21 protein-coding genes and 1 tRNA gene are annotated in these 25,749 nt (G+C 53.6%); 11 read left to right on the top strand and 11 right to left on the bottom strand.

Translation table 11 applies throughout. The annotated features are described in order from the left end of the window. Positions 1–79 precede the first annotated feature (79 nt). Positions 80–1,591, bottom strand: a complete 1,512-nt coding sequence (gene pepA / locus AC6I8A_RS03145) for a leucyl aminopeptidase (protein WP_256698304.1) — start codon at positions 1,589–1,591, stop codon at positions 80–82. 269 nt (positions 1,592–1,860) lie between these two features. Between pepA and lptF the strand changes: the two genes are divergently transcribed. Together lptF and lptG are read left to right on the top strand one after the other, a co-directional pair. After that, entirely contained in the window at positions 1,861–2,961 is a 1,101-nt protein-coding gene (gene lptF, locus AC6I8A_RS03150; RefSeq protein ID WP_436332598.1) for an LPS export ABC transporter permease LptF, read from the top strand. Next, complete coding sequence (gene lptG / locus AC6I8A_RS03155; RefSeq protein ID WP_008104239.1) at positions 2,961–4,037, top strand: LPS export ABC transporter permease LptG; 1,077 nt, start codon at positions 2,961–2,963, stop codon at positions 4,035–4,037. The genes lptF and lptG overlap by 1 nt, the downstream gene beginning before the upstream one ends. Positions 4,038–4,112: 75 nt before the next feature. On the opposite strand, the gene AC6I8A_RS03160 is transcribed toward lptG, so the two are convergent. The 3 genes from AC6I8A_RS03160 to AC6I8A_RS03170 form a co-directional block, all read right to left on the bottom strand. Beyond that, on the bottom strand, positions 4,113–5,390 hold the full coding sequence (locus tag AC6I8A_RS03160; RefSeq protein WP_497818024.1) for a DUF445 domain-containing protein: 1,278 nt from the start codon (positions 5,388–5,390) through the stop codon (positions 4,113–4,115). Between the two features lie 80 nt (positions 5,391–5,470). Beyond that, a complete protein-coding gene (locus AC6I8A_RS03165) occupies positions 5,471–6,973 on the bottom strand; it encodes a helicase HerA-like C-terminal domain-containing protein (protein ID WP_497818025.1) in 1,503 nt (500 codons plus the stop codon). Between the two features lie 241 nt (positions 6,974–7,214). After that, positions 7,215–8,783 (bottom strand): ABC transporter substrate-binding protein, encoded by a 1,569-nt coding sequence (locus AC6I8A_RS03170; protein WP_436332595.1) that lies wholly within the window; start codon positions 8,781–8,783, stop codon positions 7,215–7,217. A 531-nt stretch (positions 8,784–9,314) separates the two neighbouring features. Between AC6I8A_RS03170 and AC6I8A_RS03175 the strand changes: the two genes are divergently transcribed. From AC6I8A_RS03175 to AC6I8A_RS03185, 3 genes are read left to right on the top strand one after another with little or no spacing between them, the layout of a single operon-like run. Then, positions 9,315–10,046 carry a gluconate 2-dehydrogenase subunit 3 family protein gene (locus AC6I8A_RS03175; protein ID WP_256698309.1) on the top strand — a complete coding sequence of 244 codons (732 nt, stop codon included), beginning with the start codon at positions 9,315–9,317 and terminating at the stop codon, positions 10,044–10,046. A gap of 37 nt (positions 10,047–10,083) precedes the next feature. After that, positions 10,084–11,853 carry a GMC family oxidoreductase gene (locus AC6I8A_RS03180; RefSeq protein ID WP_497818026.1) on the top strand — a complete coding sequence of 590 codons (1,770 nt, stop codon included), beginning with the start codon at positions 10,084–10,086 and terminating at the stop codon, positions 11,851–11,853. A 4-nt stretch (positions 11,854–11,857) separates the two neighbouring features. Beyond that, positions 11,858–13,108 carry a c-type cytochrome gene (locus AC6I8A_RS03185; RefSeq protein ID WP_008104225.1) on the top strand — a complete coding sequence of 417 codons (1,251 nt, stop codon included), beginning with the start codon at positions 11,858–11,860 and terminating at the stop codon, positions 13,106–13,108. A 47-nt stretch (positions 13,109–13,155) separates the two neighbouring features. Here the strand turns inward: AC6I8A_RS03185 and AC6I8A_RS03190 are convergent, their stop codons facing one another. From AC6I8A_RS03190 to AC6I8A_RS03200, 3 genes are all read right to left on the bottom strand, one after another. Next, entirely contained in the window at positions 13,156–13,833 is a 678-nt protein-coding gene (locus tag AC6I8A_RS03190) for a MarC family NAAT transporter (RefSeq protein ID WP_265300919.1), read from the bottom strand. 116 nt (positions 13,834–13,949) lie between these two features. Further along, complete coding sequence (locus tag AC6I8A_RS03195; RefSeq protein ID WP_256698312.1) at positions 13,950–14,585, bottom strand: hypothetical protein; 636 nt, start codon at positions 14,583–14,585, stop codon at positions 13,950–13,952. Positions 14,586–14,680: 95 nt separating this feature from the next. Next, positions 14,681–15,160 (bottom strand): carboxymuconolactone decarboxylase family protein, encoded by a 480-nt coding sequence (locus AC6I8A_RS03200; RefSeq protein WP_479486581.1) that lies wholly within the window; start codon positions 15,158–15,160, stop codon positions 14,681–14,683. Between the two features lie 110 nt (positions 15,161–15,270). Between AC6I8A_RS03200 and pdxR the strand changes: the two genes are divergently transcribed. After that, positions 15,271–16,647, top strand: coding sequence for a MocR-like pyridoxine biosynthesis transcription factor PdxR (gene pdxR / locus AC6I8A_RS03205; RefSeq protein WP_497818027.1), 1,377 nt, complete (start codon positions 15,271–15,273; stop codon positions 16,645–16,647). Between the two features lie 45 nt (positions 16,648–16,692). Here the strand turns inward: pdxR and AC6I8A_RS03210 are convergent, their stop codons facing one another. Next, positions 16,693–17,202 carry a YjjA family protein gene (locus AC6I8A_RS03210; protein WP_265300939.1) on the bottom strand — a complete coding sequence of 170 codons (510 nt, stop codon included), beginning with the start codon at positions 17,200–17,202 and terminating at the stop codon, positions 16,693–16,695. A 273-nt stretch (positions 17,203–17,475) separates the two neighbouring features. Between AC6I8A_RS03210 and AC6I8A_RS03215 the strand changes: the two genes are divergently transcribed. The 3 genes from AC6I8A_RS03215 to AC6I8A_RS03225 all read left to right on the top strand — a co-directional run bounded on the left by AC6I8A_RS03215 (position 17,476) and on the right by AC6I8A_RS03225 (position 18,556). Further along, positions 17,476–17,560 (top strand) — tRNA-Leu (locus AC6I8A_RS03215). Positions 17,561–17,713: 153 nt separating this feature from the next. Continuing rightward, positions 17,714–18,100, top strand: coding sequence for a DUF1090 domain-containing protein (locus tag AC6I8A_RS03220; protein ID WP_497818028.1), 387 nt, complete (start codon positions 17,714–17,716; stop codon positions 18,098–18,100). 126 nt (positions 18,101–18,226) lie between these two features. Next, on the top strand, positions 18,227–18,556 hold the full coding sequence (locus AC6I8A_RS03225) for a DUF1493 family protein (RefSeq protein ID WP_008107769.1): 330 nt from the start codon (positions 18,227–18,229) through the stop codon (positions 18,554–18,556). 30 nt (positions 18,557–18,586) lie between these two features. Here AC6I8A_RS03225 and AC6I8A_RS03230 read toward each other — a convergent pair whose 3' ends face one another. Beyond that, positions 18,587–19,366, bottom strand: a complete 780-nt coding sequence (locus AC6I8A_RS03230; RefSeq protein ID WP_497818029.1) for an NAD(P)H-dependent oxidoreductase — start codon at positions 19,364–19,366, stop codon at positions 18,587–18,589. Between the two features lie 91 nt (positions 19,367–19,457). On the opposite strand from AC6I8A_RS03230, the gene AC6I8A_RS03235 reads away from it, so the two are divergent. Continuing rightward, the gene (locus AC6I8A_RS03235) at positions 19,458–20,357 is read left to right on the top strand and encodes a LysR family transcriptional regulator (protein WP_293797977.1); all 900 of its coding nucleotides are present in this window, start codon (positions 19,458–19,460) and stop codon (positions 20,355–20,357) included. Here the strand turns inward: AC6I8A_RS03235 and AC6I8A_RS03240 are convergent. Next, complete coding sequence (locus AC6I8A_RS03240) at positions 20,354–23,596, bottom strand: DEAD/DEAH box helicase (RefSeq protein WP_256698329.1); 3,243 nt, start codon at positions 23,594–23,596, stop codon at positions 20,354–20,356. The genes AC6I8A_RS03235 and AC6I8A_RS03240 overlap by 4 nt on opposite strands. Before the next feature lie 212 nt (positions 23,597–23,808). Here AC6I8A_RS03240 and AC6I8A_RS03245 point away from each other — a divergent pair, with 212 nt between their 5' ends. Continuing rightward, positions 23,809–24,864, top strand: a complete 1,056-nt coding sequence (locus AC6I8A_RS03245; RefSeq protein WP_497818030.1) for a DUF1176 domain-containing protein — start codon at positions 23,809–23,811, stop codon at positions 24,862–24,864. A 64-nt stretch (positions 24,865–24,928) separates the two neighbouring features. Here the strand turns inward: AC6I8A_RS03245 and AC6I8A_RS03250 are convergent, their stop codons facing one another. Then, a complete protein-coding gene (locus AC6I8A_RS03250; RefSeq protein WP_154154382.1) occupies positions 24,929–25,606 on the bottom strand; it encodes a YecA/YgfB family protein in 678 nt (225 codons plus the stop codon). Between the last annotated feature and the right edge of the window lie 143 nt (positions 25,607–25,749).

A 25,749-nucleotide genomic window follows, 5' to 3' on the forward strand; every position in this document is an offset into this window, starting at 1 on the left:
AGTTGTGAATTCGCATGTAGCAGCGTCTCCTTCCCCCACTTGTGGGGGAAGGCCGGGATGGGGGACAGCCATCACCAAATCAATCGTCGCCGTTCAACCCTGCGCGATTCAGCAGGAACTGCGACAGCAGCGGTACTGGACGACCGGTTGCGCCTTTGGCTTTACCGGAACGCCATGCGGTACCGGCGATATCCAGATGCGCCCAGTTAAACTTACGCGCGAAGCGCGCGAGGAAGCAGGCCGCCGTAATCGCACCGCCAGGACGGCCGCCAATGTTCGCCATATCCGCAAAATTGGATTCCAGCTGCTCCTGATACTCATCCGCCATCGGCAGACGCCAGGCGCGGTCGCCAGACTGCTCAGATGCGCTGATCAGCTCATGCGCCAGCGGATTGTGGTTCGACATCAAACCGCTGACATGATGACCCAGCGCAATCACGCAGGCGCCGGTCAGCGTGGCGACGTCAATCACCACTTCTGGCTCGAAGCGTTCGACGTAGGTCAGCGCATCGCACAGCACCAGACGGCCTTCGGCATCGGTATTCAGCACTTCAACGGTTTGGCCTGACATGGTGGTTAACACGTCACCCGGACGCATTGATTTGCCATCAGGCATGTTCTCACAACCCACCAGCACGCCCACCACGTTCAGCGGCAGATTCAGTTCCGCCACCATACGCATTACGCCGTACACCGACGCCGCGCCGCACATGTCGTACTTCATCTCATCCATCGCGTCGGCGGGTTTGATCGAGATACCGCCGGAATCGAAGGTTAACCCTTTGCCGACCAGCACAATTGGACGTGCTTCCGGATCGTTGTTGCCTTTGTACTCAATCACCGACATCAGCGATTCATTGTGGGAACCGGCACCGACCGCCAGATAGGCGTTCATACCCAACTCTTTCATCTGCTGTTCGCCGATGACGCGGGTTGTTACATTTTTGCTGTACGCATCCGCCAGCTGACGCGCCTGCGACGCCAGATACGCGGCGTTACAAATATTTGGCGGCATATTGCTGAGGTCTTTTGCGGCTTTCACACCGGCAGCCACAGCTAAACCGTGTTGAATAGCACGTTCACCGCTGGTGAGTTCACGGCGGGTAGGCACGTTGAACACCAGCTTACGCAGCGGACGGCGCGGCTCGACTTTGTTGCTTTTCAGCTGATCAAAGTTATAGAGCGCTTCTTTCGAGGTTTCGACCGCCTGACGCACTTTCCAGTAGGTATTGCGGCCTTTCACGTGCAGTTCAGTCAGGAAGCACACGGCTTCCATCGAGCCGGTATCATTCAAGGTATTGATTGTCTTTTGAATCACCTGCTTGTACTGGCGCTCATCCAGCTCGCGCTCTTTACCGCAGCCGATCAGCAGGATGCGTTCGGAGAGGATATTTGGCACATGGTGCAGCAGCAGCGTTTGGCCCACTTTTCCTTCCAGTTCACCGCGGCGCAGCAGGGCGCTGATGTAGCCATCGCTGATTTTATCCAGCTGCTCAGCAATGGGTGACAAACGGCGCGGTTCGAAAACGCCAACAACAATGCAGGCGCTACGCTGTTTTTCCGGGCTACCGCTTTTTACACTGAACTCCATGCACTCTCCTGAATCTTAAAGACAACGGCCTAAGCTGTCGTTAGAATGTAGCGCGCTCGTAACTCATTAATTCGTTACGACGCCATGACAATTCAACGCCGGTAGTCATAATGAGTGGTGGTGACAAGTATGTTGTTTTTTCACCACGCTAACGCGTTCGTCATACTATTTTAGCTACGATGACGGCCATTGATGAAGAAAAATGGCTGATAAGCGTTGAAACTAGCGATTTTCCTGCAAAAAGACAAGTTATCACAGGCGTACTAAGCGTGATCATCATTAGATATCTGGTTCGGGAAACGCTCAAAAGCCAGCTGGCTATCCTCTTCATCCTGCTACTTATCTTCTTTTGCCAGAAGTTAGTGCGGATTTTGGGAGCTGCGGTGGATGGCGAAATTCCAACAAACTTAGTTCTGACATTGTTAGGACTTGGCGTGCCTGAAATGGCACAACTTATCCTGCCCCTAAGCCTGTTTCTGGCGATTTTAATGACCCTTGGGCGGCTGTACACCGAAAGTGAAATCACGGTGATGCATGCCTGCGGCCTGGGGAAAAGTGTGCTGATCAAAGCCGCGATGATCCTGATGCTGTTCACATCAATTGTGGCGGCGGTCAACGTCATTTGGTTAGGGCCATGGTCCTCACGTTATCAGCAGGAAGTGACGCAAAACGCCAAAGCCAACCCAGGCGCGGCGGCGCTGGCGGCTGGACAGTTCCAGACCTCCAGCGACGGCAATGCGGTGCTGTTTGTTGAAAATGTGAAGGGCAACCATTTCGGTAATGTATTCCTGGCGCAGTTGCGTCCGAAAGGCAATGCACGTCCATCGGTGGTGCTGGCTGATAGCGGTCACATGGAGCAGCACAAAGATGGCTCGCAAGTGGTAACGCTGGACAAAGGCACGCGTTTTGAAGGCACCGCCTTGCTGCGTGACTTCCGCATTACCGACTTCGTCAACTATCAGGCGGTTATAGGCTACAAAGAGGCCACGCTCGATCCGAACGATGCCGATCAGGCGGATATCAGCACGCTGTTCCAGACCAAAACCCCGCAGTTCCAGGCGGAGTTACATTGGCGCTTAACGCTGGTGTTCGCGGTGCTGATTATGGCGCTGATGGTGGTGCCGCTCAGTGTGGTTAACCCGCGTCAGGGCCGTGTGCTGTCGATGCTGCCGGCCATGCTGCTGTACCTGATCTTCTTCTTGCTGCAGAGTTCTCTGCGCTCCAACGCCGCGAAAGGCCGCTTCGATCCGGCCATCTGGATGTGGGTGGTGAACTTCTCCTATCTGGCGCTGGCGGTGCTGCTGAACCTGTGGGATACCGTGCCGATGCGTCGCATCCGTGCGCGCTTTAGCCGTGGAGGATCGGTCTGATGTTTAAGGTTCTTGACCGCTATATCGGCAAAACCATCTTCAACACCATCATGCTGACGCTGTTCATGCTGGTGTCGCTGTCGGGCATTATCAAGTTCGTCGATCAGCTGCGTAAAACCGGGCAGGGCGCCTATACCGCGCTGGACGCCGGTTACTACACGCTGCTCAGCGTACCGAAGGATATTGAAATATTCTTCCCGATGGCGGCGCTGCTGGGCGCATTGCTAGGTTTGGGCACGCTGGCGCAGCGTAGCGAACTGGTGGTGATGCAGGCATCGGGCTTTACCCGCATGCAGGTGGCGCTGGCGGTGATGAAAACGGCGATTCCGCTGGTGCTGTTAACCATGGCGGTGGGCGAATTCGTTGCGCCGCAGGGCGAACAGATGGCGCGTAACTACCGTGCGCAGCAGCTGTACGGCGGCTCGCTGGTCTCGACGCAAAACGGCCTGTGGGCGAAGGACGGCAACGATTTCATTTACATCGAGCGCATCAAAGGTGATAACGAAATTGATGGCGTCAGCATCTACAAGTTCAGCGATCAGCGTCGTTTACTGAGTGTTCGCTATGCGGCGAGTGCCACCTGGAATGCGGATAAAAAGCTGTGGGCGCTGTCGCAGGTCGATGAATCGGATCTGCAAGACGCGAAACAGATTACCGGCTCGCAAACGCTGAGCGGCGAATGGAAAACCAACCTGACGCCCGATAAGCTCGGCGTGGTGGCGCTGGATCCGGACGCGCTGTCGATCACCGGCCTGTATAACTACAGTAAATATCTCAAGCAGAGCGGCCAGGTTTCAGGGCGCTACCAGCTGAATATGTGGAGCAAAATCTTCCAGCCGCTGTCGGTGGCGGTGATGATGTTGATGGCGCTGTCGTTTATCTTTGGTCCGCTGCGTAGCGTATCAATGGGCGTGCGCGTGGTGACGGGGATCAGTTTTGGCTTCCTGTTCTACGTGCTGGACCAGATCTTTGGTCCGCTGAGTCTGGTCTACGGTTTGCCGCCGATTCTGGGTGCGATTTTGCCAAGCGGCGCGTTCTTCGCCATCAGCTTGTTCCTGCTGATGAAACGCCGGTAATGTTGAGCGGTCGCCATAAATGGCGACCCTACAACACACATACACTCCGTAGGGTCGCCATTTATGGCGACCTTTTTAATGCAACTGCTCGATCCACCCCGGCACCTGCGACAACAAATACAAAATCAGCCCAATCGTCCCGCCAACCAGCGTGCCATTAATGCGGATAAACTGCAGGTCGCGGCCAATATTCAGCTCAATTTGCTGCGACATATCGCGCGCATCCCAGCTTTTCACCGTATCGCTAATATGGCGCGTCAGGAAGGCAGCAAACTCCGGCGCCACGCTACGTGCAGCGTCTTCGAGATGCTGATTCATAGAAGCGCGCAGCGCTTCATCGGCCGCAAGGGTTTCACCCAGCCACAGTGCCGCCAGCCGAACGCGCTCCTGCACCCGCGAATCTTCGCTGTTCAGATCGTCTTTCAGCCAGCCACGTAAATCCTGCCACAGCTCGCCAATATAGCGATTGAACGACTCATCTTCCTTCAGCCAGCTCTTGATGGTTTCGGCGCGTTCCGCCATCTCAGGATCGCTTTTCAGCCGTTCAATCAGGCGCTGCACCGCGCGGTCAAAGCCGAGACGTAACTCATGTCCCTGGTCGAGCGCCACCTGATCGAGTATCGAATCCACCGCATTCGCCACCAAATCGGCGCTGTGCTCGCCCAGCCATTCGGTCGGCAGCATTTTGGCTTTGATCGGATGCTCGCGCTTCAGCCAGCGCACAATCTGAGCGGCGATAAACTCGCGCGTACCAGGCTTGTGCAGTAGGCGCAGCAGCTGTTGTACCGCCGCATCCAGCAGCTCCTGATGGCGATTATTTTTCGTCAGGCTATCCAGCAGCAGCGCGCTGGATTGGGTGAGATCAATCTTATCCAGTGCGCGATGCACTGCACGGCGCAGAAAACGCTGAATGCGTTGATCATCGGTGAGATCGAGAAAACCGCGCATCACCTGCAACAGATGGCGGCCAATGCGATCGGCGTTGCCCGGCGTGTTCAGCCACTGCGCCAGCATCTGCGAGGGATCGTGGCGGCGAATCAGCGCCAGCAGCGAATCGGTATCAAGGAATTTCTCCTGCACAAAGCGACCCAGATTCTCGCCAATGCGATCTTTATTGCGCGGAATAATCGCCGTATGACGCGAGATAAAGGGCACCGGCACGCGGCGGAACAGCGCCACCACCGCGAACCAGTCGGCTAATGCACCGACCATCGCCGCTTCGGCAATCGCCTTCAGCCCGAGTACCCAAAAGTTGGGGGGCAAAAACAGCGTTACCACAAAAGTCGCTGCCGCTATCAGCAGCAGCGACAGCGCCAGACGTTTGCTGCGCTTGAGTTGTTGAAATTTATCCATAGCTCCTTAAATACCCTAAATAATTCGAGTTGCAGGAAGACATGCAGCCAACGCACCTGCGGCTTGAAGTATGACGGGTATTAGCGACGACGTCCGCCAAGAAGGCTGCCAAGTACACCACGAATGATCTGATTGGTGACCTGGCGCGCGGCACTTTTTGCCACGCTCTGCACCACGCCGTCACGCTTGCCGCCGCGCGGGCCGGTGCTGCCGAACAATATCTCCTTCAGGCCGCCGAGAATGCCATCATCGACGGCAACATTGTTGCCTTTGGCTTCCGGTGCATTGGCTTGCTGCGTGGTGGCCTGCACGCCTTTTTGCAGCATTTCGAATGCCGATTCACGATCCACTTCCGTGTCGTATTTACCGTACAGCGGCGAGTTGTTAATCAGGCCGTTACGTTCATCCTGGCTTACCGGCCCCATGCGCGAGCCGGGCGCAATCACCATCGCCCGCTGCACCATCGATGGACTGCCTTTTTCATCGAGGAAGGAGATCAGTGCTTCGCCAGTGCCGAGCGCCTGAATCGCCTCGACGGTATCAAACGCCGGATTGGCGCGCATGGTTTCGGCGGCACTTTTTACCGCTTTCTGATCTTTCGGCGTAAAGGCGCGCAGCGCGTGCTGCACGCGGTTGCCAAGCTGGCCCAGCACGTTGTCGGGAATATCGGCGGGATTCTGCGTAACGAAATAGACGCCAACGCCTTTCGAGCGGATCAGGCGAATCACCTGTTCCACTTTCTCCAGCAGCACCGGTGGCGCGTCGGTAAACAGCAGATGCGCTTCGTCGAAGAAGAACACCATTTTCGGCTTATCGAGATCGCCAGCTTCGGGCAAGTGCTCATACAGCTCGGCCAGCAGCCACAGCAGGCTGGTGGCGTAAAGTTTCGGCATTTGATAGAGCTTTTCCGCCGAGAGGATGTTGATAAAGCCTTTGCCGTTGCTGTCGCAGCGCATCCAGTCGCGGATATCCAGCATCGGCTCGCCAAAGAAGTGCTCGGCACCTTGCTGCTCCAGCGCCAGCAATCCGCGCTGAATCGCCCCAACGGACGCGCTGTTGATATTGCCGTATTGCGTCTGGAAGGCCTTGGCGTTGTCGCCGATGTACTGCGTCATGGCGCGCAGATCTTTGAAATCCAGCAGCAACAAGCCCTGATCGTCGGCGATGCGGAAGATGATTTGCAGTACGCCGGATTGCACCTCGTTGAGGTTGAGCAGACGCGCCAGCAGCAGCGGGCCGAGATCGGATACCGTGGCGCGCACCGGATGGCCTTGCTGACCAAAAATATCCCACACCATCACCGGATTTTTCTGCGCCTGCCAGTCGGTAACGCCAATCTTCGCCAGACGCGCCAGCAGCTTCTCCGCACCTTGACCCGCAGCGGAAATGCCGGTGAGATCGCCTTTCACATCGGCCATGAACACCGGCACGCCGATATCGGAGAAGGATTCTGCCAGCTTTTGCAGCGTGACGGTTTTACCGGTGCCGGTAGCGCCGGTGATCAAACCGTGGCGGTTGGCCATGTTGGAGAGAAGATGCAGTTGAACGTCAGGCGTTTGGGCAATCAGTAACGGAGTGGTCATGATTTTTTCGCTCTCAGGCAATAGGTTATGCCAGAAAGGATAGCAAGCGGCGCGCGAGGAGGGAGGAGGATTGTGCCGAAAAAGGCGTAATTATGTGCCTGCTGTCCCCCATCCCTGCCTTCCCCCATAAATGGGGGAAGGAGATGCTGCCACATGCAGCTTCAGTACTGACATGTGGCAGCATCTTCCTCCCCCATTCATGGGGGAGGACCGAGGAGGGGGAATGCGAGCACGCTCTAAACTACTTCTGCACCGAATCAAAAAACAGCAAACTCACGCCAATCCCTTGCTGCACATGATTCACGTTATTCCGCACCGCCACCTGCTGTGCGCCTTGCAGCGTCACTACGAACGGTGAGTTCTGTTGCACGGTTTTCTGCAACTCGGTATAGAGCGCGCGGCGCTTAACGGCATCGCTCTCACCGGCGGCAGCGCGGGTTTTCGCGCTCAGATCCGGAATATCCCAGCCGACGCGCCACGCCAGGGTTTTGGAACCGCCCGGCACGTTATACGCAAAGGCGCTGGCGTTGGTGTTCGGATCGACATAGTCCGCGCCCCAATAGATGAAGATCGACTGGAAATCGCGACCGCGCATTTTGCTCCACAGCTCGGATTCCGCCACCGGCTGCAACTCAATCTGCACATCGGCTTTGGCGAAGCTGGCCTGCAGCGCCTGTGCTACGTCAATGTAGGGCGGTTGATTGATCACCGTCAGCGCAAACTTCGTCCCTGGCTTGATGCCGCCTTTGGCTAAAATCGCTTTGGCTTTCGCCACATCGTAGTGGAACGGCTGATCTTCCAGCGCGCCGTCAAAGCCCTGCGGCAGGAAGCTCTGATGAATGCGGTACTGACCTTTCAGCAAATCCTTCGAGATGGTGTTGTAGTCTACCAACCAGCGCGCGGCTTGCCACAGCGCCGGATTGCCTAATGCCGGTTGTGCTTTGTCTTTGGTATTGAAACCGAGGTAGTAAACCAGGCTAGATGGGAAGGCTTCAATGCGCAGGTTCTTGTCGCTCTTCAGCGCATCAATCTGATCCGGGCCAAGCTGATACGCCACATCGACATCGCCTTGCTGAATCAGCAGACGACGCGCACCGGCATCCGCCACGCCTTTAAGCAGAATGCGTTTCAGCTTCGGCTGCGGATTAGCTTGTTGGTTGGCGCTCAGCACCAGCGCCTGCTGCGGCACATATTGCTGAAGGATAAATGCGCCGCTGCCGGCGGAGTTGGTGTGCAGCCAGCCGTTGCCGAGATCGTTATTAGCGACGTGTTGCTGCACGGTTTTGCTATCCACCACCGAGGCCACCGGCGCGGTCAGCAGGCGCAGCGCCAGGTTCTGACCAATCTGCGCTGGCCACTGAATCTCCAGCTGATGGTCATTCAGCACTTTAAACTGGCTGGCGATGTTTTCATTGGTCCAGCCAAATTCGGCGAGAATGAAAGAGGGCGCTTTGTTGAGCTGTACCGCGCGCGTCAGTGAGAAGATCACATCCTGCGCCGTCACCGGATTGCCGCTGGAGAAGTGTGCGTCGGGTTGGATGTTGAACACTAAGCTGTGCGGCGTGCTGCCTTGTTGCCAGTGGGTGGCCAGCAGCGGAGCCAGTTTCTGTGGATCATTACGATCCGCCTCCACTAACGTTTGGTAGATGTTGTGCTGCACGCTGTTACTGACGGTTTCGAAGCTTTCAGCGGGGTCGAAGCTAATAATGCCGTCGAGCGGGACGGCGACGACAAGGGTATCTTTCGGTGTGGCGGCGTGCAGTGCAAAGCTGCTGCCCCATAAAGCGACGAGTAAAATCAGTGAGCGCATTATTATTGTCCTGAGTGATAGATAAATTCACTCTATCTCTGCCGTCGCGTTGGCAAAATGCCGGTTTGTTCTGAGCTGTGCCGGAAAATAACAATTGATTACCTTGAGGTATTATTGCGTTTATTTGTGCGCGACTTGTCATTTTCGCGAAATAGATCGTTCATATGCTGGTCAATAAAGTAAATAGGATGTTATAAATGAGAATAATTCTCTGGTATGGAAGTATGATTTTTTTTCATTGATTCATTTGTGCGATTATTTCTTCGCGCGATAATACCTGGTCAAATGCCCACTAATTAGTGCCAATATCCCATCAAATGTACGGTTAAAACCGTGTTTTTCGCCTCGAAAGCCTTTTACCTAGCCTTAACCTAAATTCAACATGATGATTGAATTTCATCTAAACACATCCTTAATTGAATTTTTACATTCAGAAATACCTATATCCCTAAGATTGCCAGGTTATTTACCGATTTATAAAGCTATTAACAAAAATAATTATCTTTCTTAGCAAGTGAGAGTCGTCGCGCCATGCTTCTAAATAAACCGACCACCAGACGTAAGTTTTTACTTGGGTCGCTTCTGGCTTTGCCATTAAGTGACCTGGTATTTAAGGGATTGACTGCGGCGCAAGCTGCGGAAATGGCAGCACCTGAGCTCGCCGACTATAAACCGATCTTTTTCAGTGCCGATGAGTGGCAATTTATTCTGGCCGCAGCCGATCGTCTGATTCCCGCCGGCGGCAAAGGTAAAGCGCCAGGTGCACTGGAAACCAACGTACCGATCTTTATCGATCAGCAGTTACACAGCCCGGAGTTTGGGGCAGAGATCTACATGCAAGGTCCTTTCAACGTGCATGCGCCTGCCACCATGGGTTATCAAATCCCGTTCACGCCACAGCAGATGTACCAAACCGGTATCAAGCTGGTGAATCAATGGACGCAAAGCAACTTCCAGAAACCGTTCCATGCGCTGTCACTGGAAGAGAAAGATGCGGTCCTCACCAAAGTGAACAAAAACGACGGTATCGACTTCGCCGCGCTGGGCGAAGAGAACCTGAAAGCCTCGCAGTTCTTCAGCCAGCTGCTCTCAGATACCAAACACGGCTACCTCGCTGACCCGATGTACGGCGGCAACAAAGGCATGAAAGCCTGGATTGCCATCGGCTTCCCGGGCGCACGCGCCAGCTTTACCGAATGGGTGAAGCAGCACAACGTGCCGTATCCGCTGGGACCGGTCAGCCTCTTGGGTGAAAGCGCGTAAGCACACCCCCGTTTTTGGTATGTGAGACAGGATTAACATGGCACAGATTACAAAGAAAGAAGTCGACGTCGTCGTTTGCGGCCTCGGTTGGGCCGGCTCGTTGATGAGCATCGAACTGGCGATGGCGGGACTCGAAGTACGCGCATTAGAGCGCGGCGGCGAGCGTGATTACCCGGATTTCGCTTACCCGAAACCGGCTGATGAATACGCCTACAACGTGCGTAACAAAGTGTTCGCCACGCCGAAAGAAGTGGCAGTCACCGTGCGTTACAACAGCAGCCAGACGGCGTTGCCCACCCGTAAATGGGGCGCGTTTGCGCCGGGTACCGGCGTCGGCGGCGCGGGTATGCACTGGACGGCGGTACTGATTCGTCCTACCCCAACCGATATCAAGCTGAAAACCTACGTCGATGAGGCCTACAAGCCAGGCATCCTGCAGGAAGATATGCGCGTGATGGACTTCCCGTTCAGCTGGGAAGAGATCGAGCCGTATTACTACAAGTTTGAGCTGATCTGCGGTCAATCGGGTAATACCGGCAACCTGCGCGGCCAGATTCTGCCGGGCGGCGATCCGTTTGAAGGCCCACGCTCTGAACCTTATCCGCTGCCTGCGCTGGAAGACACGCTGAACAACGTGATGTTCAAAGAGGCGGCCACCAAACTCGGCTATCATCCGTTCCCTAACCCTTCTGCCTGCGTATCGCGCGCGTGGAAAAACCCGTATGGCAACCAGATCGCGCCGTGCAACTACTGCGGCTACTGCTCCAAATATCCGTGCCTAAATTACTCAAAAGCCTCACCCCAAACTGCGGTGATGGATGCGCTGAAGCGCATGCCAAACTTCTCTTACGAAGTGCACGCCGAAGTGGTGAAAGTGGTGCTGCACGACGACCAGAAAACCGCCAAGGGCGTGATTTACTACGATGTGGACGGCAACGAAGTGTTCCAGCCAGCGAAGATCGTGGTGCTCTCCAGCTTCCAGCTCTACAACGTGCGCCTGATGCTGCTTTCCGGTATCGGCAAGCCGTATAACCCAATCACCGAAGAAGGTGTGGTAGGGCGTAACTACGCGTTCCTGTCGAACGGCGGCGCAACCCTGTTCTTCAAAGACAAAAACTTCAACTCTTACGCCACCGCAGGCGCCACCGGCCAGATGTTCAACGACATCTCGCCAGGCAACTTCGACGGTCCGGGCCTCGGCTTCCTGGGCGGCGCCAAGATCCACAGTTCACAGGCCACCGGTACGCCAATGGCCGCTGCGTTGCCGAAAGGCACACCGAGCTGGGGCATGGGTTACAAGGAAGGTCTGGAGGAGTGGTACAACCATTCCATGAAGATCAGCATCACCACCACGTGCCAGTCGTACCGTGATATCTATCTGGATCTGGATCCAAACTACACCGACCATCGCGGTCAGCCGTTGCTGCGTATGACGTTCAACTGGAAAGAGAACGAACTGAAGCTGCAACAGCACCTGAAAGGCATCGTCGGCAACATCGCCAAAGAGCTGAACCCAGACAGCATGAGCATGAGCTTCCTGCCAATGGGCGCGGACTTTGACCTCACCAAATACGTCTCGACCCACAACGTGGGCGGCGCGGTGATGGGCGATAACCCGAAAACCTCTGCATTGAACAAGTACCTGCAGAGCTGGGATGTTCATAACGTGTTTGTGCCGGGCGGCAACGCCTTCCCGCAAAACTTCCAGGCGAACCCGACCGATACCATCGGCGCGATCACCTTGATGGCGGCACAAGCGATTAAAGAACATTATCTGAAAAATCCCGGTCCACTGGTACAGGCATAAGCGCATGAAATTAAAATCATTGTTAATCGCCAACGCCGTGCTGCTGGGCAGCTTTGCAGTGCAGGCACACGCGGAAGATGAAGCTCAATTGATCAAGCAGGGTGAATACCTGTCGCGTCTCGGTGACTGTATGGCGTGCCATACCGTTTCTGGTAAAGGGGATTACGCCGGTGGTTTGGCGATAGAGTCGAATCTCGGCACCATTTACTCCACCAATATCACGCCGGACAAAGAGCACGGCATCGGCAACTACAGCGAGCAGCAGTTCTCGGACGCGGTGCGCAAAGGCGTGTTGCCGAACGGGTCGCGTCTCTATCCGGCGATGCCGTATCCGGATTACGCCAAAATCTCCGATGCCGATATGCACGCGCTGTATGTCTACTTTATGAAAGGCGTGAAGCCGAGCAGCGAGCAGCCGCCGGAAACCGATCTCAGCTTCCCGTTCAGCCAGCGCTGGGGCATGCGTTTCTGGAACTGGGCGTTCACCTCTGACAAGCCATTCCAGCCGATTGGTGGCGCGTCAGAAGAGGTTAATCGCGGTGCGTACATCGTGGAAAGCCTCGGTCACTGCGGCAGCTGCCATACGCCACGCGGCCTCGGTATGAACGAGAAAGCGCTGGATAGCGGCGACGATCAGTTCCTTGCTGGTGGCAGCCTGAATAACTGGGATGTGCCGTCACTGCGTGGTTTGCCGCGCTGGAGCGAGCAGGAGATCGTTGATTATCTGCAAACCGGTCGTAACGACAAAGCAGCGGTGGGCGGAGAGATGAAGTCGGTAATTGAGCATTCGAGCTCGCACATGACCGATGCTGACCTGAAAGCGATTGCCTCCTATCTGAAGTTCATTGGCGGCAACCCGGCGTTGCAGGCATACGACGTGAAGAAACAGCAAGCGACGGAAGCGAAACTGACTGCCGCGAAAGGCTTGTCGGAAGGTGAGCGTCTGTATATCGACAACTGCGGCGCTTGCCACTTTGTCACTGGTAAAGGCGCGCCGGGGATCTTCCCGGAGCTGGATCAGGCGACGATCGTCAATGCCAAAGATCCCAGCGGTTTGATCCACACCATTCTGGCCGGTGCGCAGCAGCCATCGACTGAGAAGGCGCCATCAACGCTGGCGATGCCAGGTTTTGCTAAGCGTCTGGATGATGATCAAGTGGCCAAACTGGCGACCTTCATTCGTCAGGGCTGGAGCAACAATGCGCCAGCGGTGACGAAAGATCAGGTAGCAGAAGTACGTAAGACGTTGAAGTAAAACCGTAGGGTCGCCATTCATGGCGACCTTTTTTTCATCTCACGATATCAATGATAATTGTGAATCACTTCTAACACGCCGTTAATCACGAACTGCACGCCCATACACACCAGCAAAAAGCCCATCAAACGTGAAATCGCTTCGATCCCACCTTTACCAACCAGCTTCATGATGGCACCCGAACAACGCAGTGAAATCCACAGAATCACCGACACGGTCAGAAATATCAGCACCGGCGCAACGGCAACCACCCACGCCGGGAAATCCACACCCGATTTGACCGTCGACGCGGAACTGATGATCATCGCAATGGTGCCAGGACCCGCGGTGCTCGGCATCGCCAGCGGCACAAACGCGATGTTGACGCTTTCGCGATTGCTATCGGTCGCGTCCAGCTCATCCTGCTTATGCTCGGCTTCGACCGAATGCCCCACCGGTTTGGCCGGAAACAGCATGCGAAAACCGATAAACGCCACAATCAGCCCGCCCGCCATGCGCAGGCCGGGAATTGAGATACCAAAGGTGTGCAGCACTGCGCTGCCGGCGTACCACGCCACCATCATAATCAGGAACACGTAGATCGAGGCCTGCATCGCCTGACGATTACGCTCCTGGAAATTCATCTCTCCGGCCAGGCCGAGAAACAGCGCCACGGTGGTCAGCGGATTGGCGAGCGGCAAAATCACCACCAAACCCAGCCCGATGGCTTTGAACAACTCCAGCATGAAATGTCCTCAGAATTCCTGGTCGCCATAAATGGCGACCCTACAAAAAACGGCAACGCCCAAACGTAGGGTCGACATTTATGGCGACCGTGTCAGACGCCGCACCTACCCGAACATCAATGCTTCGGCGTATCCAGTGCCTCGATCAACTCGGGGAAGAAATCCTGCAGCAGTTCTGGTGTCATCAGCTCGGGATAATTGATCAAATGCTCACGAATGCGCTCATTCACATCGGGCAGCAAACGCTGAGCGGCGTCTTGCGCGCTGATCTTCTTCTGCTTCATCAGGCGCAGCACGTCATCCGGCAGATTGTCTTCATCTTCGACTTCATCCACACCTTCGAGATCGTCCAGCTCATCCAGCAGATCCATCAACGCTTCAATCTGTGGCGTGCGTGACTGGTATTCGGATGGCTGCTCGCTCTCCAGATAACGCAGCAGCGCGCGCACCGGTGAACCATCGGGTTCGGCAGGCGGTTCGTTGGCGAACCAGGTCAAGAGATCGTGCTGCGTGACCTGATGGACGTGATAACCGTTATCCACCAACTCATCGGCGAGGATATCGGCGGTATCGTGCTCAATCAGGCAAATGTGGGTGCGATTAGGTGTGAACTGCTCCAGCCACTGATAAATCTCTTCAATTACGCTGTCGTCGTAAATAAAGGTTTGGCTGAGATAGCTATCATCCTGCTGGTGAACACAGATGTGAATCTGGTCGGGATCGAAGTAAATCGCAATGTTGATGCCTTTCATGTGCGCTGTCCTGTGTGGTGCAAAATCTCACTATAGCCTCAGGCAGCGCAGATGAACATGGTGGTGCCAGCAGCATGGGCTACTGGCGGTAAAAATTAACGTAAATCAGCACGATCCAACCCATAAGCGCTGTCCAGTGCGCCCGGCGTCATCTGCGACAGCACCATCAGGCGGTTCCAGGTGTTGATCACCGCGATGCAGAATGTCAGCTCGCTGGTCTCTACTTCAGAGAAGTGCGCGCGCACCTCGTTGTACAGCGTTTCGTCGATGCCGTGATCGCCCAGACGCGTCAGCGCTTCGGTCAGCGCCAGCGCCGCTTTCTCTTTGGCGGTGAACAGCGGCGATTCGCGCCAGATCGCCACGTGATGCAGACGCAACTCGCGCTCGCCGTGCAGTTTGGCCTCTTTCACATGCATATCGACGCAGAATGCGCATTGGTTGAGCTGCGAGGCGCGCAGATCGACCAGATGCTTCAGTGAGGTTTCTAATGAAACATTACTGACGTTCATAGAGAGATCGGACATGGTTTTGACCAGTGTCGGAACGGTTTTGAAGTGGTTAACGCGTGCAGTCATGTTTTTATCCTCAGGTCAGTCGTTTTTCAATGCGAAGGTAATGCGGGCATCTTAAACTTCCATGTCTGAGTGAAAAGGGTCAAAAAACGTGAAAACAGATAGGACATGGCGTGGGATATAAAGAGATTTATGCGCGATATCGCCAGCAAATTCTTGCAGGGCAGCTGAAGCCGGGCGACCGCGTCCCGGCGATCCGTACGCTGGCGAGTGAGTTGCAAGTGGCGCGAAAAACGGTGGAAGCTGCTTATGAAATCCTGATCGGCGAAGGCTATTTTGTCAGTCAGGGCGCGAAAGGCACGCGTGTTAATCCCGAACTGATTCTGCCGGAAACAACCGGAAAAACGGCAGTGCCTGCGCCGTCAGTGAGCGCGTTAATCCAGCGCGAGAGCAAAGGCGAGCTGCGGCTTGGCATCCCGGCACTGGATGCGTTTCCACATAAAAAGTGGCTGCTGATTTCCGGCAAAGCAGCGCGAACCCTGCGTGCGGATGAGATGATTTTGCCGCCAATTATGGGTTATCAGCCGCTGCGTGAAGCCATCGCCAGCTATCTGAATATATCGCGTGGGCTCAACTGCCAGCCGGAACAGATCTTTATCACCAGTGGTTATCGCGCCAACCTGCGACTGATTCTGGCGGTGCTGGCGCAGCCGAGCGACAAAGTGATGTTTGAAGATCCCGGCTACTTCTTCGGACAAAAACTGCTGAAGCGCATCGCGCCGAATCTGCATTACGTGCCAGTCGATCGGCAAGGTATGGATGTGGATTATCTGCTGCGCTATCACGCCGATGCGCGTTTCGCCATCGTCACGCCCACGCATCACAGCCCGCTGGCGGTAACCTTATCGCTACCGCGCAAGCATCAGCTGCTGGAGTGGGCGCAGCACAACGATAGCTGGATCATTGAAGATGATTACGACGGCGAGTTTCACTACACGCGCAAAGTGATTCCGGCGCTGAAAAGTCTCGATGTGCACGACCGGGTGATTTACACCGGCACTTTCAGCAAAACCATGATGCCGGCGATGCGCGTGGGTTATTTGGTGATGCCAAAAGAGACCATCGCGCGCTTTAGCGAGCTGGGCGAAATCCTCGAAACCGGCATGTCGCTGCTGCCGCAAAAGATTCTGGCGCAGTTCCTGAGCGAAGGGCATTTCTATCGCCACATTAAAAAGATGCGCACGCTTTATCAGCAGCGACGCCGCATGATGCTGGATGCCTTGCAGGCGTGTTTCCCGGATGTGTTTGATTTTGAACTGACCGATGGCGGCATGCACATTGTCGCCTTCCTGCCACGCGGCACGCAGGACGCGGCGTTGGCGGCGATTTGGCAGCGGCATCAGCTGCGCGTCTTGCCGCTTTCCGGCTGGTATATGCAGACGCAGAAACGTTATGGCCTGGTGATTGGCTATACCAATATTCGATCGGTGGAGCAGGCGCGGGAGTTGTTGCAGAGAACGGTGCAGGAGACGCGAGCGTTATTGGGTTAAAGAAAAGGCGCGAGGGACAGCTCGCGCCTTGATACCGGCGCGTCCTTACATGCCGATATATTTTTTGCCTTGCTTCAGAACCACGTCGCAGGCTTTGGTTTTCAGCTTCTCACCCATCGGCGAGTTGCTCAGACTCTGCAAGTTCAGCTGCTGACCGTTGCCGGTGTTGAGCAAGCCTTGCAAACCCTGCTGATAATCGGTTTTCTGCTCTTGCGCGGTGGTGCTGTTCAGGCCGAGTTTGCTCAATACCTGATCTTTCACCGACTTCACGTTGTTATCCACCACGTTGTGCTGCACGCAATACGACATCACGCCTGCAGCGTTGGTCATGCTGTTGGAACTCACCGCTTTATCGCCGCCGTTCAGCAGGCCGGTGAGCGATGAGAGCGACATGCCGCCGTTCTGCGTGGTGCTGGTGTTGCTGGTGCTGTTGTTCTGCTGCGACAGCTGCGATGCCGCGCTGCTCAGCTGATCCTGCCAACTTGCCGCGGATGCGCTCCCCGCAACCATGGCTGCCGCGATGCCCCATCCCCAAATCATGCCTTGTAATTTCATCTCAACCTCGTTGTCTTTTATGTTCTGACTGCGTCAGTTTTGGTTAAGAGAGGTTTGACTGCTGAAAGTTCCAGTTAAGCGGGCGGATTGGGGAAAATTGGGACCGTTCTGGGTTTTTGTTTTTGTAATTCGGTTAGTGGGATTGACGGTATAACAAGCAGTTATCTGCGAAACGCTGTTTTTTTCAACGCTTAGCGCACATCCCTAACGATTCCGGTTGCGCACTCTGCTCGTAACGGTATAATCCCCAACGTTTTCCGCATCCTCTTCAGTGCCGAAGTGGCGAAATCGGTAGACGCAGTTGATTCAAAATCAACCGTAGAGATACGTGCCGGTTCGAGTCCGGCCTTCGGCACCATCGATTGATGCAAAATTAAGTCGCTTACGAGCGGCTTTTTTTGTGTCTGAAATTCGGCTTATTTCCTCAGTCTCGCATAATCACTTCTGCCTTAAGATCCTGTTAAGAACTCTTCGTATAATAGCGACCATCAACGTAAACCAAGAGTTCACCATGAAAAACACCCTGATTTCCCTTTCGATTCTTTTCTCTGCCTTGACTGTAACTTCTGTACAGGCTGCCAACCCAGCCATCGGCTGCGCCGCCAAAAAACAGGATATCCAGCAAGAGCTGGCGATGGCGCGTGAGCATGGCAATCCAGCGCGCATCGCGGGTCTGGAGAAAGCGTTGCGTGAAGCTAGCGAACATTGCACCGACAGCGGCTTACTCAAAGCGCGCCAGGAAAAAGTGGCTGAGAAGCAGCTGAAAGTGCAGGAGCGTGAGCAAGATTTACAAGAAGCGCAGGCCAAAGGCCGCAGCGACAAAATTGCGAAGCAGCAGCGTAAACTGGCCGGCGCGCGTGAAGAGCTGAAACAAGCACAGGACGCTTTGACGCAATAAACCGGGCGTCCCGCCCAGAAAATTCGCGCTTTGTCTCAACATTCCCCCGCAGAGATTTTTTTCATCCAACTTTCGGGATTGCATGGCAGAATGGCGCTCCGGTGAAATCAGTGGAGTGCAGAAGCGATGACAGTTGAAATTGAGCAGCGTATCTACGAGCTGGTGAGACGTTACGACGGCGTTTACCTGTTCAAGCAGAAGACGCTGACGCCGCAAATTGATATCGATAGCGATCTCAACTTCGAACGTGAAGAAGCGGCTGCGCTGATGGATGAGTTCTTCGGCGAGTTCAGCGTTGATCGCGGCGGATTTGTCATCGAAACCTACTATCCCGATGAGCCCTCGCTGGCGCAGATTCTCAATCCATTTAATAAGCGTGAAGTGCCGGTGGTGCCCGATTTCACGCTGGGAATGTTGATTGAATCGGCGAAAGCGGGGCGCTGGCTGTACGAGTAACCGCAGGCTCAGCGCCGAGCCTGCTACCTTTCACCGCTTCACATGCACGCCAAAGCCGCTCTCTTCGGCTACACACTCCGCTTTTAGCGTCAGCGCAGGAATTTCATAGTCGCCGCCGTTTTGCTGACGGTAGGCAATTGGCGCAGTTTCTGCCAACGTATCCAGCCTTGTGGCCAGCGCATCGCACCAGCCAGAAAATCGTTCTGCTGCCGACTTTTGTACCCGATAGAAAACCAGCGGCGGCAGCACGCTAAAGCCGGGATAAAACAGCATGCCGTGCTGAATCGGGAACAGCAGATCGTTCATCGGGCCGTTAATGCCGCGCGGACTGTAATGCGATTCCCATCCGCTTGTCGTCACCACCAGCATCGCGCGTTTGCCGCTGAGATTGCCTTCGCCGTAGCGATCGCCCCAATGCTGTTCGTTGTGCTCGCCTACGCCGTAGGCAAAACCGTTGGCGTAAACGCGGTCAAACCAGCCTTTCATGATGGCGGGCATCGAAAACCACCACAGCGGAAACTGGAAAATCACCGTATCGGACCAGCGCAATTTTTCCTGCTCGGCGGCGATATCCGCAGCCTGAAGCTGATGATCGTAGGCGAAGCGTGAATCCACTGTCGCATCGTAATGGTCGCCCACTAACGGGGCGCGTGTGTCATCAGCATCGAGCTGCGCTTTCCACTGCATCGCATAGAGATCAGAAACCTGCACCTGATGTCCGGCCTTCTCTAAATGCTGCACGGCAAAGTCTTTGAGTGAACCGCTCAGCGAACGCGGTTCCGGATGGGCATACACAATCAGTACATTCATGGGCTTAATCCTGTGAGATGAAAACCACTGCAGATTATGTCGACGCTGGATATAGTAGAAATCAATTGCTGATATCTCAGGTATAGACAGAGTGAATATCAACTCGCTGGATTTAAATTTGCTGCAGACGCTCAACGTGCTGCTAACCGAACTCAATGTCACGCGCGCGGCGCAGCGTCTTCATCTTTCGCAGCCTTCGGTTAGCGCTCAGTTGGCGCGATTGCGAAGGCATTTTGACGATCCGCTGTTGTTGCCCGGACCGCGCGGCATGTTGCCCACAGCGCGCGCAGAAGCGTTACGTGAGCCGCTGCGGCTGGCGTTTGAGGCGGTGGAGCAAGCAGTCGCGCCGCCCGATACCTTTAATCCGGCCAATGCCGAAGTCACCTGGCGCATCGCTGCCACCGATTACACGTCGTCGGCGTTGGTGCTGCCCGCGCTCAACCTGATGCGCGCTGCTGCACCGCAGAGTCGTATGGCGATTCTGGCGCTCAATCCGCCGCTGATAGCGCAGCAGTTGGAAAAAGGTGAGCTGGATGTGGTGTTTCACACTGGCGATAACGCGCCGCTGACGCTGCATCAACGCAAACTGTTCAGCGAGCGCTATGTGCTGGCGGGGCGATGCGAACACCCGCAATTACAACGTCCGCCGACGCTGGATCAATTCTGCCAGCTGGAATTTGTCATGGTGTCGCCGGATGGCGGCGGCTTCAGCGCCGCCACCGATCATGCGCTGGCGAAGCTGGGACGTTCACGCCGCGTGGTGTTGTCGGTGCCGCACTTCTTGTTTATGCAGGAGACGCTGGCGAACAGCGATTTGGTCGCGGTGCTGCCTGAGCGGTTGGTGCGTCATACTTCACACCTTGCGGTTGTCGATTTGCCGCTGGAGGTGCCGGGCTTTGATATCTTGCTGTTATGGCATGAACGTCTGCACCGCGACCCGGCTCAGCAGTGGCTGCGACAGCAGATTGTGGCGGCGCTGATCCTTTCTTAATCAACGTGAACAACCGCGAGTTTTTCCGGCATTTCAGGCGGCTCTATTCTGCTTAGCATTTCGTTAGCGACATTAAAATAATCGCATCCTGCCCAAATGGCCTTACTACCGATGATATAAACTCGGTTCTGCGCACGCGTTACTGCAACGTTTAACAAATTGGGTTTTGAAGATGCCCATTTTTCTCCGCCAGAATTATTAGCCGATAAACCAAGCACAATAATGACATTTTTCTCTTCTTTTCCCTGAAAGGTATGAACGGTGCCCACCCTATCATCAATCCAACGGTTGATATCCTTGATGCCTTTTAGTTCCTGACTCAATAAGGATTTAAGTTGGTTTTTAATCTGTTTAAAAGGCGAAATAATATAGACGTCCGGCAGCGCACCATGATGTTCAAACCAGTCATTAATCATCATGAGGACTTTTTTTCCCTGTGCGGGAACGTAATGTTTTCCTTTCACTTCACCACAAACATCTAACCAGCCGCTCTCTCCCCAAAGATTATTGTCAGTTGGCCAACGCTTGTCCCGACCATGTAGCATTTTATTGTTGTAAGCAATCTTGTTGGCGATACTGAACATGGGCTCATCACAGCGTCGATGGACGCGCAGCGGACTACCGAGCCAGTTCTCATTAGATATTTGTGCTGAACCATAGGGGTTCACTCTATCTGCAAGATTTTGTACTGACTGAGTTGTTGGAGACCACTCACGCCAATCATCGGCAAAGGCGCGTTGAGCAAGAGCTTCAACGAAGGCAGGAGGAATTGTAAAAACGGGCTCAATCTGTAAGGGGTCTCCCACCACAACAGCACGTTTCGCGCGCCATAATGCTCCAGCCGCTTGTTGAGGTGTTGCCTGCCCAGCTTCATCAATAAATAACCATCCAATATCACCGGCACCTAAATGCATAAACTGACGATGAACGGATGCAAATGTAGAAGAAACTACCGGCACAATCATAAAAAGAAGTTGCCACAAAGCGAGGCAGGCTTTGGTTTCTTGTACACCACCATTTATGGCGTCGCTGACGGAGAATATAACTTTAAGTAAGTTGCACTCTTTATAAGCCTCTTTCAGCCATGATTGATGTAAATCCAGGGCGCATGCTGAAAGCTGACTACGGGCTGCATTTAATATTGCGCCATGGCCGAAAGAGGTACGCTGAATGTCCTCAGCTTCGATATTGATTTCATCTGCGGCAAAAATGGTGTCTTGATACTTAATCTGCAATGCTAAACAATGTTTATGTTTAGCATCCAATTCATCTTGGATTTGACTTAAACGTTGCTCCGCCAGTTGTAACGCGGCAATGGTAGAATTTAATCTGTTTTTTAATCCAGTAATGATGGCTTTAACCCGGAAAATTTTTCTGAATTTTAAGGTTAACCAATGCGGTTCACGCTCTGCACATCGCGTAATTCGGGCGTTGAGCATAAACCTTCGTAAACGTAGTTTTTGTATTTTTATCTGCTGTTGATGGTAATAATTGGAAAGATCGTTAAGATCTTCAAGTTGCTGAAGTTCCTGAATGATAGAATGATGTTTTTGTTGAGCGTCAATGAAAGCTTTTTTAGCTGCTGCGAAGCTCGCTATGTCTTTATTTTTTAGTGATTCAAATAGGTGTCTATATTCATCAGCTGGTGGTGAAGTCACAGCTTTCGTATGATTATGTGTAAACACTCGCTCTTTAAAGCGATCGCGATTCTTTTTCTTTCCCAAAGCTACAGCAATCAATCCCCAACAATCATCATCTGGGGCAAGCGGTTTGATAAGAAAAGTTTTTTCTGGCTGTTTTTCGCTATTTTTTAGAGGTCGTGAAAATGCCGCGAGTTTTCGCGCAGCTGATTTAAAATAATCATGATGTTGCCACTCATCTCCAAGGCTTTTTAGCTGAGGTAGTTCGCGTGAGATATTTTCGACAGCAGCATTATTGCTTGAAGCTACCACCATTTCATAGCCACAAAGTTCAGGGCGAAGACAGGGTATCTTGCGCGTGTTGCCATTGACGCTAATGCTGATTGAGCCAGAAAAAACATCCTCAACCCGATTATAATTCGCAAGAATGGCAGCGCGCTTAACGATATTGTTTGCAATGATATCACGAAGTAGAGTTGTTTTACCCGTACCTGGTGGACCATTAACTGAATAAAGTCCTTGATGAGTAAGTTCTTGCTCAAGAGTATTAATAGCAAACTGCTGCATTAAACTCATGTTGTGTTTTCTATCTGAAAGCCAGCGTCCAGCAGGAAGTTGGGCTAGTCGTAATTTCTCAATCAATAGCGTCCTTCCTGCCGGTAGAAGTAAATCTACGTTTTTCTTACGACTGCCGGTCAGATAGCGTCCTAATGGTGAGTCAATATCAAGTTTATTTCGCTTGATATCTTCTATTATCCGCTCAATATCACGTATGTAGAAGCTATTTAATATACTGATCTCATTTGAATTATCTGAAGCGGAAGTCAGCGGAAAATCAGAATCGTTTGATAATGCCAGTTCAGTCTCGTCACTAAGTTTTGAAAGTAAAGATGGATCTAGCTGAGCTGAAATATTGAGTTTATTGGGTTTTGTTTCACTTAATTTAATGAATAGTGCAGGCGTAGGGGTTTGAGGAGAAAAAGTAGTCCACTGCGCCATTGATTTTAAAAATTCAATTATTTCAAATGTGGTTAAAATAGGTGGTAATTGATGTTTTGTTTTTATATTGTCAGCGGTGGTGACAATTTCATTAAAACGCTGCTGTAATTTTTTTGTATCGACTTCATAGGCATCAAAGTTCAGTCGTTCTAATCCACCTGTAGATATCTGACCTAATGCCCAGGTCACCGTTGAAAACTCAAAACTCTCGCTATCAATAACACCATTATGATCAAGCTTACATTTTATCGAGCATGTACGACCTTCATTGCCGAGCGCGTCATTCTCTATGTCACTTTGTTTATAAATAAAAGGCTTTGCTTGCTGAAATATTTCGTCACGTTCAAAGATGCCAAAAAAGAGCTCGTAACGATATTTTTTTTCAGGTGAATAATCACTTCCTGCACGCCTGATTTGCTGAGGTTCAATCCAGGGAAGTGATGTATTATGCTGTAATTCCTCCATGCTCAGTTGAATTACGCCATCCGCATTATTTTCAAGATCTTTAATGTCAGTTGATTCGAAAAACTCTATTTTGTGCCAATAATCCAGAATACGTATAGCTTGCTGGGTGGGCAACATTTTGCTTTGATCGTCCATGAAACTTTAATCCTCTGAATGTTTACCTGCTGATTCTTATACTACCGCTTTGAATGCTTGGCATTCAATGATTGGCTCATCGGTGGAATGGTTAAAGATGAACGATCGAATAGCTGCCGATTCATTAGCCATCCACATGACCTCAAAAATTCACTTCTCCCGCGTCACAAAAATCATCACACTAGCCACCTTTACCATTATGGAGAGATGGCATGATTACCCGATTGCTGCTGGCGATGTCGCTACTTGCCAGCCTGAGTGCGCCGCTGTTGGCAGATCAAGACGGCGTCTCCTTTAGCCACAAAGACTGGGAACTGGCCTGCGACAATACGCTGACCTGTCGTGCCGCCGGTTACAGCGCCGAAGAGGGCGCGGGCGGCTCGGTGCTGCTGGTGCGTGCCGGAGGTCCCAATGCGGTGACGCACGGTCGCGTGGTGCTGGCCGATACCGGCGATGATGATTCTAAAGTGGTGAACAACTTAGCGTTGTGGATTGATGACCGTGCGCTGGGCGACGTGGCGAAAGCCGATAACGACGAATGGACGCTGACCGATGAACAAACTCAGGCGCTGATCAACGGTATCAAAGGCAACGGCAAAGTGGAGTTTCGCGGTGGTGAAGAGCCTTTTGATCTCTCCAGTAATGGCGCGTTTGCGGTGCTGCTGAAAATGGATGATGCGCAAGGTCGTCTTAGCACGCCGGGCGCGCTGGTGCGTAAAGGCAACAAGCCGGAAAACAGCGTACCGGCAGCGGTGGCGATGCCGGTGATTCAGCAGGTAAAAGTGGTGAAGGCCGATGCGCGTCCGTTGACGGCCGATGAGCTGACGCTGTTGAAGCCGAAGCTGATTGCCTCGCTCACCGATGACGACAGCTGCGACAATCTGGCACCGTCCGACGATCAGCCAGAAGAGGGCGCGGAGCCGCTGACCTTAACGCCGGTCGATGATGCGCACGTGCTGATCGCCGCATTGTGCTGGCGCGGGGCGTATAACGAAGGTTATGGCTATTGGCTGATCGATAAAGCGTTGCAGGGCACACCGCAGCTGGTGACGGATTCCGGCTCTGATTACAGCGAAGGTGTGATCTCTGAAGCACAGAAAGGGCGCGGCATCGGCGACTGCTGGAGCACAGCGGCGTGGGTGTGGGATGGCAAAGCGTTCGAGCAGAGTAGCGATGCGACCACCGGCATGTGCCGTGCGATTCGCGCGGGTGGCGCATGGCAGTTGCCAACCTGGGTGACCGAGGTGAAAGCGGCATCGCTGCCGTAAGGGGCGCAGTTATGCGCATCTCGTTGGCAGGTCGCCACGAATGGCGACCCTACAAATGGTGCTCCTACTTGCCGCAGCACTGCTTATATTTTTTACCGCTGCCGCATGGGCAAGGATCGTTGCGGCCGGTTTTCTCGCCGGCAAAGTGCGGCAGTTGAGGCTCTGGATCGGGCTGCGCCATGCGCTGTTCCTGCCAGTATTCATGCAGCTCCAGCGCCGCAGGGCGAATCGCCTCGATGCTGGCTTCAAACTCGTCCGGTGTGAAGGCTTCGCGCTTCGCCAGGTGATCTTCGCTGCCGTGCAAGGCAATCGCCTCCATCATCGGCTGCAGTGATTCGGGCAGCAGCGACCAATCTGCATCCAGCGCCACGCCGCGCAAATAGCCGTAGCACCAATCTTCCACCACGGTGAATTCCTGGCCTTCCATCTCTTGCGTGCCAAACAGCGGATCGAACTGCTCTGGGAATTCGGCCAGGCGTTCGGCGATGTCGTTGAGATGCTGGAACGTCAGCGTCATAAAGCGATCCATCTCGCGCTCATTCGACCATTTTGGAATGTGCTTTTTGCCGCCCCACATCGCCACCAGCCACTCGCTCGGTTCGATGTCGTTCGGGCCGGAGAGTAGCGCTGTCAGCATGCCGTCCAGCTCAGCGGTATCCACCACCGAGTGCTCGTTGCCGTATTTCTCCAGCATATCTTCCAGCCAGTTCAGCTCTTTTTCAGTTAACGGACCCTGGTTCATACGGCATCTCCTGCTTTCATTGATGGGCAATGCCCAAAGTTAATTGGCGGCGATTATAGCGGGAAGCGGGCGCGATTTATCGCTTTTTGCATATCGATTGCTGAACCTCTCCTAAAAAGGATTCGCCATAACTTATCACGCAA

Source organism: Pantoea sp. X-Soil-ISGK-275 (genome assembly GCF_059730795.1).